Annotated in this window: 8 protein-coding genes and 2 pseudogenes; 5 read left to right on the plus strand and 5 right to left on the minus strand. The window is 72.4% G+C overall.

Annotation, left to right across the window (positions count from 1 at the left end; translation table 11 throughout):
* A partial coding sequence (locus tag AC2W7G_RS05015) for a sterol carrier family protein (RefSeq protein ID WP_485867468.1) occupies positions 1 to 226 on the plus strand: 226 nt, incomplete at its 5' end.
* A 54-nt stretch (positions 227 to 280) separates the two neighbouring features.
* On the opposite strand, the gene AC2W7G_RS05020 is transcribed toward AC2W7G_RS05015, so the two are convergent.
* The 4 genes and pseudogenes from AC2W7G_RS05020 to AC2W7G_RS05035 form a co-directional block, all read right to left on the minus strand.
* Positions 281 to 1,591, minus strand: coding sequence for a glycoside hydrolase domain-containing protein (locus AC2W7G_RS05020; RefSeq protein WP_485867469.1), 1,311 nt, complete (start codon positions 1,589 to 1,591; stop codon positions 281 to 283).
* A gap of 64 nt (positions 1,592 to 1,655) precedes the next feature.
* Positions 1,656 to 1,976, minus strand: coding sequence for an AMP-binding enzyme (locus tag AC2W7G_RS05025; protein ID WP_485867475.1), 321 nt, complete (start codon positions 1,974 to 1,976; stop codon positions 1,656 to 1,658).
* 126 nt (positions 1,977 to 2,102) lie between these two features.
* A pseudogene (locus AC2W7G_RS05030) lies at positions 2,103 to 2,723 on the minus strand (AMP-binding protein); the annotation flags it as partial.
* A gap of 86 nt (positions 2,724 to 2,809) precedes the next feature.
* A pseudogene (locus tag AC2W7G_RS05035) lies at positions 2,810 to 3,214 on the minus strand (AMP-binding protein); the annotation flags it as partial.
* Positions 3,215 to 3,317: 103 nt separating this feature from the next.
* On the opposite strand from AC2W7G_RS05035, the gene purF reads away from it, so the two are divergent.
* The 3 genes from purF to AC2W7G_RS05050 all read left to right on the plus strand — a co-directional run bounded on the left by purF (position 3,318) and on the right by AC2W7G_RS05050 (position 6,183).
* Complete coding sequence (gene purF, locus AC2W7G_RS05040) at positions 3,318 to 4,748, plus strand: amidophosphoribosyltransferase (protein ID WP_485867470.1); 1,431 nt, start codon at positions 3,318 to 3,320, stop codon at positions 4,746 to 4,748.
* Positions 4,749 to 4,803: 55 nt separating this feature from the next.
* Positions 4,804 to 5,868, plus strand: coding sequence for a phosphoribosylformylglycinamidine cyclo-ligase (gene purM / locus AC2W7G_RS05045; protein WP_485867471.1), 1,065 nt, complete (start codon positions 4,804 to 4,806; stop codon positions 5,866 to 5,868).
* A 138-nt stretch (positions 5,869 to 6,006) separates the two neighbouring features.
* A complete protein-coding gene (locus tag AC2W7G_RS05050) occupies positions 6,007 to 6,183 on the plus strand; it encodes a DUF3073 domain-containing protein (protein WP_485867472.1) in 177 nt (58 codons plus the stop codon).
* Between the two features lie 44 nt (positions 6,184 to 6,227).
* On the opposite strand, the gene AC2W7G_RS05055 is transcribed toward AC2W7G_RS05050, so the two are convergent.
* Entirely contained in the window at positions 6,228 to 7,322 is a 1,095-nt protein-coding gene (locus AC2W7G_RS05055; protein ID WP_485867473.1) for a Glu/Leu/Phe/Val dehydrogenase dimerization domain-containing protein, read from the minus strand.
* 117 nt (positions 7,323 to 7,439) lie between these two features.
* On the opposite strand from AC2W7G_RS05055, the gene AC2W7G_RS05060 reads away from it, so the two are divergent.
* The coding region (locus AC2W7G_RS05060; RefSeq protein ID WP_485867474.1) for a sterol desaturase family protein at positions 7,440 to 8,335 on the plus strand (896 nt) is incomplete at its 3' end.

Genomic DNA, 8,335 nt, shown 5'->3' on the forward strand with positions numbered 1-8,335 from the left:
CGAGCGTGCGCCCGGACGCAGCGTCGAGGTGCGGGTGCCGCCGTACGCGGCGGTGCAGTGCATCGAGGGTGCCCGGCACACGCGCGGCACCCCGCCGGCCGTGGTCGAGATGGACGCCGACACCTGGGTCGCCCTGGCCCGCGGCCGCATGGCCTGGGCCGACGCCCGGGTCTCGGCGTCGGGGGAGCGCTCGGACCTGTCGCCGTACCTGCCGCTGTCGTCCTAGACGACGACGGCCGCCCCACCCGGAGGTGGGACGGCCGACGAGGACGGCGGCGGGTCAGACCCGGCGGCCCGCCTGGAGCTTGCGCCACACCACGGCGTCCACCGTCTGGTAGCCGGGCAGGCCGTTGCGCTGGCGCAGCCGCTGGACGGCGGCGGCCGTGCGGGCGTCGAACACGCCGTTGACCGTCACGCTGGCGCCGCCGGCCTTGAGCGATCGCTGCAGGCGCCACACCTTCTCGCCGGTGGAGCCGCGCTTGAGCACGCCGCCGGTCGAGCCCTCGGCGAGCAGCGCCGTCCAGACCGGACGCGAGACGCGGCCGTTGGCCGACCAGCCCTTGGAGCGCCGGTAGGTGTTGACCGCGCGCGCCGTGGCGGCCGAGTACGTGCCGCTGACCGACTTGACCAGGCCCTGGCGACGCAGCAGGCAGCGCAGCAGCTTCACCTGCTTGTTCCGGTCGCCCTGCTTGAGCGAGCGGTAGCGGGTCTGCGTGAGCGGGACCCCGCAGGCCTTCGTGTCGCGGGTCGCGCGCGAGCCGCCGCCGGTGACGAGGAAGTTGCGGTCGATGTTGATCGCCTTGCCGCCGTAGGAGACCCGGCGGTCCAGGTCGTACTGGTGCAGGCGGCGTCCCTGCCAGCCGGCCGCCGCGAGGTACTGGCCGCCGTTGACGTCGGCCCGGTTGTTCTCCCAGGCGAACCACAGGTGGTACGGCTGGTCGAAGCCCTTGCGCTTCGTGCGCCGGGCCTCGTCGACGGCCATGATCGCGGCGGACGCGCTGGAGTAGAGGCCGGCGCGGTAGCCGCGCTTGGCGACGCGCTCGTTCCAGGCGTCGATGAACTCGACCGTCGTGTTGTCGCACGCGCGGTTGGCCCGGTTGTAGTACTCGATGTCCAGGTACAGGACGTTCTTGGCGCCGAAGCCGTAGCGCCGGGCCGCGGCCACGGCCTCGTCCGCCTCGGCGCGCGCCTGGTTGCGGGCGGTGCGGGCGCTCGACGCCATCCGCGACTTCTTGCCGCTGAAGCACGGCGCCTGCAGGCCGACGTGGATCGGCAGGAAGCGCCAGCCGAGGGCGGCCTGGCGGCGGACCCAGCCCGGGCTCAGGTTCGGCTGGGCGCTCTCGGGGCAGGCCCGGGCGCGGCCGGACGTGTAGATGCCGACGGCCGAGAACGGGGAGGTGAGGCGCCACACGTCCATGACCGCGTTGGACGGGGCCACGCAGGTGTCGAAGGCGTAGCCGGTGAAGCGGCCCGGGGTCTTGGGGCTGGCGGCCGACGCCGTGCCGGAGGTGGCCGCCAGCAGGCTCGCGACGAGCGCGACGACGGTGAGGACCCCGAGACGACGGACGGCAGTGCGGTGCGGTGCGTCCATGCCCTCCAGCAGAACACGCGCGACGGTCCCGTGGCAACGCGCCGAGCGCCGCCGCGGAGGCTGCTCAGACCTGGCGGCCGGACTCGCTCCAGTACGGCTTGCGCAGCTCGCGCTTGAGGATCTTGCCCGAGGGGTTGCGCGGCAGCTCGCCCAGGACGTCGAAGCTCGACGGCACCTTGTAGTGGGCCAGGCGCTCGCGGGCGTACGCGCGCAGGTCGTCGGCGGTGGCCGACGCGCCCTGCTTGAGCACGACGACCGCCTTGACCGCCTCGCCCCACTTCGGGTCCGGGACGCCGATGACCGCGAGCTCCAGCACGTCCGGGTGCTCGGCCAGGACGCGCTCGACCTCGGGGGAGTACACGTTCTCGCCGCCGGTGATGATCATGTCCTTGATCCGGTCCTCGACGTAGACGAAGCCGCCGTCGTCGACCCGGCCGACGTCGCCTGAGCGCAGCCAGCCGCCGTCGGCGAACAGCTCGGCCGTGGCGTCCGGACGGCCGAGGTAGCCCGGCGTGGCCTGCTCGGTGCGCCACCACAGCTCGCCGGCGGTGCCGGGCTCGACGTCGCGCCCGGTGGCCGGGTCGACCACCCGCAGCTCGACGCCCTCGATCGGCCGCCCGGCCGAGACCAGCCGCTCGGGGTGGGCCTCGTCGCGGTGGGCGGCGTCGTCCAGGATCGTCGCGACGCCGCACATCTCGGTCATGCCGTAGACCTGCATGAAGTGCGTCGTCGGCCAGGCGTCGAGCGCCGCGCGCAGGACCGGCAGCGGCATGGGCGCGGCCCCGTAGCTGAACACCTTGAGCCGGCTGAACAGGCCCATCGCGTCCGGCCCGGCCTGGATGAGCCCGGCCACGACCGCCGGCACGAGGAAGGCGTGCGTGCACCCGGCCATGACCGCGGCGGCCAGGCGGGACCCCTCGACCTCGCGCACGACGTACGCCGGGCTGCCCGACGCCGGCCCGAAGAACGCGTACGACGAGCCGCCGACGTGGAACATCGGCATGGCCACCATGAGCATGTCGCCCTCGGCGTACTCGACCTCGCCGCCGCCGTGCGCCGTGTGCTGCACCAGGTTGTGCTGGGTGAGCATGACGCCCTTGGGCCGTCCGGTGGTGCCCGAGCTGTACATGACGGTGACGACGTCTCAGGCGTCACCGCCGGGTCCTGGTCCAGCGGCTCGCCCGACGCCACCAGCGCCTCGTACTCGTCGTCCGGCCCGCCGACCACGACGACGCGCTCGACGTGCGTCAGCCGGTCGCGCACGAGCGCGACGGTCTCGAGCAGCTCGTGCCCCACGAGCAGGATCGTGGCGCCGCTGTCGTTGACGACGTAGTCGAGCTCGTCGCCGGCCAGCCGCCAGTTCACGATGGCCTGCCTGGCCCCGAGCAGCGCGCACGCGTACGTCGTCTGCATGATCGCCGGGTTGTTCTTGTCCAGGAAGGCGACGGTGCCGCCGCGCTCGACGCCCGCCGCGCGCAGCGCCCCGGCCAGCCGCCGGGCGCCGTCGGCGGCCTCGGACCAGCTCCAGGTGCGCCCCTCGTAGATCCAGCACGGGGCGTCCGGACGCTCCTGCTCGCGCAGCCGCAGGTGGTCGAAGACGAAGGTGGCGGGCGGGACGGACATCGGGACTCCTCGAGGGTGTGATCGGGGTCACGCCGAACCTAGGGGAGCGGAGGGTTCATCGCCGGTGGTCGGGACGGCGCGGATCGTCCCGTAGACTGGTCGGGTGCCTCGCGGAGACGGACGACTGACGCACGACCTCGACCCCCACGACCGCGGTCCCCAGGACGCGTGTGGGGTGTTCGGTGTCTGGGCCCCCGGTGAGGAGGTCGCCAAGCTCACCTACTTCGGCCTCTACGCCCTGCAGCACCGCGGGCAGGAGTCCGCGGGCATCGCGGTGAGCAACGGCCGGCAGATCCTCGTCTACAAGGACATGGGACTCGTGTCCCAGGTGTTCGACGAGGCGACCCTCGAGTCGCTCCAGGGCGACGTCGCCATCGGCCACTCGCGCTACTCGACCACCGGCGCCAGCGTCTGGCAGAACGCCCAGCCGACGTTCCGGCCCACCGCCACCGGCTCGGTCGCGCTGGCCCACAACGGCAACCTGACGAACACCGCCGAGCTCATCGCCACGCTCGCCGAGCGCGAGACCGGCTCCGCGGCCCGTCAGGGCGAGCTGCAGACGTCCGACACCGGCGCCATGGCGTCGCTGCTGTCGTCCTACCCCGACCGCACCGTCGAGCAGGCCGCCTTCGAGGTGCTGCCGATGCTGCGCGGCGCGTTCTCGCTCGTCTTCATGGACGAGGGGACGCTGTACGCGGCCCGCGACCCGCAGGGCATCCGGCCGCTCGTGCTGGGCCGCCTGGAGAGCGGCTGGGTCGTCGCCAGCGAGACCGCCGCCCTCGACATCGTCGGCGCCTCCTACATCCGCGAGGTCGAGCCGGGCGAGTTCATCGCCATCGACGCCGCCGGCGTGCGCAGCGAGCGCTTCGCCGAGGCCGCGCCGAAGGGCTGCCTGTTCGAGTTCGTCTACCTGGCGCGCCCCGACACCCGCATCTCCGACCGCCGGGTCCACACCGTCCGGGTCGAGATCGGCCGCCGCCTGGCCCGGGCCAACCCGGTCGAGGCCGACCTGGTCATCCCCGTCCCGGAGTCGGGCACCCCGTCGGCGATCGGCTACGCCGAGGAGTCGGGCATCCCCTTCGGCCACGGCCTGGTGAAGAACTCCTACGTCGGGCGCACGTTCATCCAGCCCTCGCAGACGCTGCGCCAGCTGGGCATCCGGCTCAAGCTCAACCCGCTGCGCGACGTCATCGCCGGCAAGCGGCTCGTGGTCGTCGACGACTCGATCGTGCGCGGCAACACCCAGCGCTCGCTCGTGCGGATGCTGCGCGAGGCCGGCGCCGCCGAGGTCCACGTCCGCATCTCCAGCCCGCCGGTCAAGTGGCCGTGCTTCTACGGCATCGACTTCGCCTCGCGGGCCGAGCTCATCGCCAACGGCGCCTCCACCGAGGAGATCTGCCGCTCGATCGGCGCCGACTCGCTGGCGTACGTCAGCTCGACGAGCTCATCGAGGCCACCGAGGTGCCCAAGGACGACCTGTGCCGGGCCTGCTTCGACGGCATCTACCCGGTCCCGCTCCCCGAGGACGACCTGATCGGCAAGCACCTGCTCGAGGACCGCACGCCGAACCCCGAGCTGAAGGTGCTGCCATGACGACCCCGTCCAGCTACGCCGCCGCCGGCGTCTCCGTCGCCGAGGGCGACCGCGCCGTCGAGCTGATGAAGCAGTGGGTCGAGAAGTCCCGCCGGCCCGAGGTCGTCGGCGGCATCGGCGGCTTCGCCGGCCTGTTCGACGCCTCGGCGCTCAAGAAGTACGACCGTCCGCTGCTGGCCACGTCCGCGGACGGCGTCGGCACGAAGGTCGCCATCGCGCAGGCCATGGACGTCCACGACACCATCGGCTACGACCTCGTGGGCATGCTCGTGGACGACCTGGTCGTCTGCGGCGCCGAGCCCCTGTTCCTCACCGACTACATCGCCACCGGCAAGGTCGTGCCCGAGCGCATCGCCGACATCGTCAAGGGCATCGCGATGGCCTGCGCCGAGTCCGGCACCGCCCTGCTGGGCGGCGAGACGGCCGAGCACCCGGGCCTGCTGGGCGTCGACGAGTACGACGTCGCCGGCTCCACCACCGGCGTCGTCGAGGCCGACCGGCTCATCGGCGCCGAGCTCGTGCGCCCCGGGGACGCGGTCGTCGCCATGCGCTCGTCCGGCCTGCACTCCAACGGCTACTCGCTCGTGCGCCACGTGCTGCTGAACCAAGCCGGCTGGCAGCTCGACCGCGAGGTGCCCGAGCTCGGCGGCACCCTCGGCGCCGAGCTGCTCACGCCGACCCGGCTGTACACCAAGCCGTGCCTGGCGCTGGCCGACCAGCTGCAGGTGCACGCCATGTCGCACGTGACCGGAGGCGGCCTGGCGGCCAACCTCGAGCGCGTCGTGCCCGACTCGGTGTCGGTGCGCGTCGACCGCGGCACGTGGACGCGCCAGCCGATCTTCGACCTCGTCCAGCAGGTCGGCTCGGTGCCGCAGGCCGACCTGGAGGAGGCGCTGAACATCGGCGTCGGCATGATCGCCCTGGTCGCCCCCGACGACGCCGACGCCGCGGTGCGGCTGCTCGCCGAGCACGGCGTCGACGCGTGGATCGCCGGCGACGTCGCCGAGGCCGGCGTGCACGGAGACGGCGGGACGGTCACCCTCACGGGCACCCACGGCTGAGCCGTCCGAGCGCGTCCTGGGCGCCACGAGTCACGCCGGTGTGACATTCGTGGGGCTGGTTCGTGCTTTCCCGTCATCGTTGGGTAGGGTGGGCACCACGACGTATTGATGCCTATCTCTCTGTGAGGGGGTCGACCCATGGGGCGCGGCCGAGCCAAAGCCAAACAGACCAAGGTCGCTCGCGATCTGAAGTACCGAACGTTCGACACGGACTTCACCGACCTTCAGCGCGAGCTCCACGGAGAGTCGGGTGACCCGATCCCCGACCAGTACGCCGATCTGGTAAACAAGTTCGAGGACCCGGCCGCCAGCTGAGCTGGACAGCCGGGCCCTCGCCCGTCTGACTCCTCGCCTGCGCCCTACGGCAGCAGGATCGAGCGCAGTCGACCCACCTGACGCATCCGCTGCTCGGCCAGCCGGTCGGCCGCCTGCGACGGGGGCACGCCCTCGCCCTTCGCGGTCTCCAGCACGTCCAGCGTGGTGTCGAAGATGCCCGTCGCGCGCGACTTCGCCCGGTCGAAGTCGAAGCCCTCGAGCTCGTCGGCCACCTGGATGACGCCGCCGGCGTTCACGCAGTAGTCGGGCGCGTACACGATGCCGCGGTCCGCGAGCTGCTTCTCCACGCCCGCGTGCGCGAGCTGGTTGTTCGCGGCGCCGCACACGACGCGTGCGGCCAGCACGTCGACCACGTCGTCGCTGAGCGCGCCGCCGAGCGCGCACGGGGCGTAGACGTCGAGCGGCTCGCGCACGAGCGCGTCCGTGGACGCCACGACCTCGATGCCGGGGTAGGTGTCGCGCAGCCGCTCGACCGGCGCCGGCGTCGACGTTGGTGACGGACGACGCGGGCGTCCGCCTCCGACCAGCAGCCCGGTGAGGTGGCGTCCGACCTTGCCCACGCCGGCCACGCCCACGCGGCGCCCGGCCAGCGAGGTGTCGCCCCAGACGTGCTGGGCGCTGGCCCGCATGCCCTGGAACACTCCCCAGGCGGTCAGCACCGACGAGTCGCCGGCGCCGCCGTGCTCGACCGTGCGTCCGGTGACGTAGCGGGTCTCGCGCGCGATGACGTCCATGTCGGGGCTGAAGGTGCCGACGTCGCAGGCGGTGAAGTAGCGCCCGCCGAGGGACTCCACGAAGCGTCCGTACGCGCGCAGCAGGGACTCGGACTTGTCGCGGCGCGGGTCGCCGATGATGACCGCCTTGCCGCCGCCCAGGTCGAGGCCGGCGAGCGCGTTCTTGTAGGCCATGCCCTGGCTGAGCGCGAGCACGTCGGCGAGCGCGGCCTGCTCCGAGCCGTACGGGTAGAAGCGCGTGCCGCCGAGCGCGGGGCCCAGGGCGGTCGAGCTGATGGCGATGATCGCCTTGAGGCCGGAGTCGGCGTCGTGGCAGAACACGACCTGCTCGTGCGGCGCGCCGAAGGCGGACACGGGCAGGTCGTCGGTGCGGTGGTCGGTCACGGTGGTGATCTCCTCGGGTGGCGGACGACGGTGGTGGGCCGTCCGGGTGCGTCGGCCACGAGGTGTGGTGGCCTGGCCCCACTGTAGTGCGACCTGCGTCACACCTACGATCGCGCCATGGACCTGTGGGAGTCGTTGGACCCGCTGAAGAACCCGCTCACGTACGCGGCGCCGTTCTTCCTGCTCTGCATCGGCATCGAGCTGGCCGCGCTGCGCTGGCTCGACGACGACCACGAGCACCCGCGTACCGGCTACGAGCTCAAGGACGCGCGCACCAGCATCTCCATGGGCGTCGTCTCGATCGCGGTGCTGACCGTCTACAAGATCATCACCTTCTTCGCGTTCGTGGCCGTCTACTCCTACGTCGCGCCGCGGCACCTGCCCACCGACACCTGGTGGTACTGGGTGCTGGTCGTGCTCGGGGTCGACCTGGCCTACTACGGGCACCACCGCTTCTCGCACCGCGTCCGCATCGGCTGGGCCGGCCACCAGGCCCACCACAGCAGCGAGTTCATGAACTTCGGCACCGCGCTGCGGCAGAAGTGGAACCCGTGGTTCGAGTTCTTCTTCTGGCTCCCGCTGCCGCTGCTCGGGTTCTCGCCGTGGACGCTGTACGTGGCGTTCGCGATCAACCTCGTCTACCAGTTCTTCACCCACACCGAGACCGTCGGACGCCTGCCGCGGCCGGTCGAGTGGCTGTTCAACACGCCCTCCCACCACCGCGTCCACCACGGCAGCGACGCCGAGTACCTCGACACCAACTATGGCGGCATCCTCATCGTCTGGGACCGGCTGTTCGGCACCTTCGTCCGCGAGGGCCGGCGCCCGACGTACGGCCTGACCAAGCCGGTCGGCACGTACAACCTGCTGCGCCTGCAGTACGGCGAGTACGCCCGGATCGCCCAGGACGTGCGCCGCGCCCGGTCGTGGCGCGAGCGGCTCGGCTACGTCGTGGGGCCGCCCGGCTGGGCGCCCGCCGCCGAGAGCGCGACCAGCACGTCGCCGCGGTCGCC

This window comes from Aeromicrobium sp. PFPM2_SD2, from assembly GCF_057364525.1.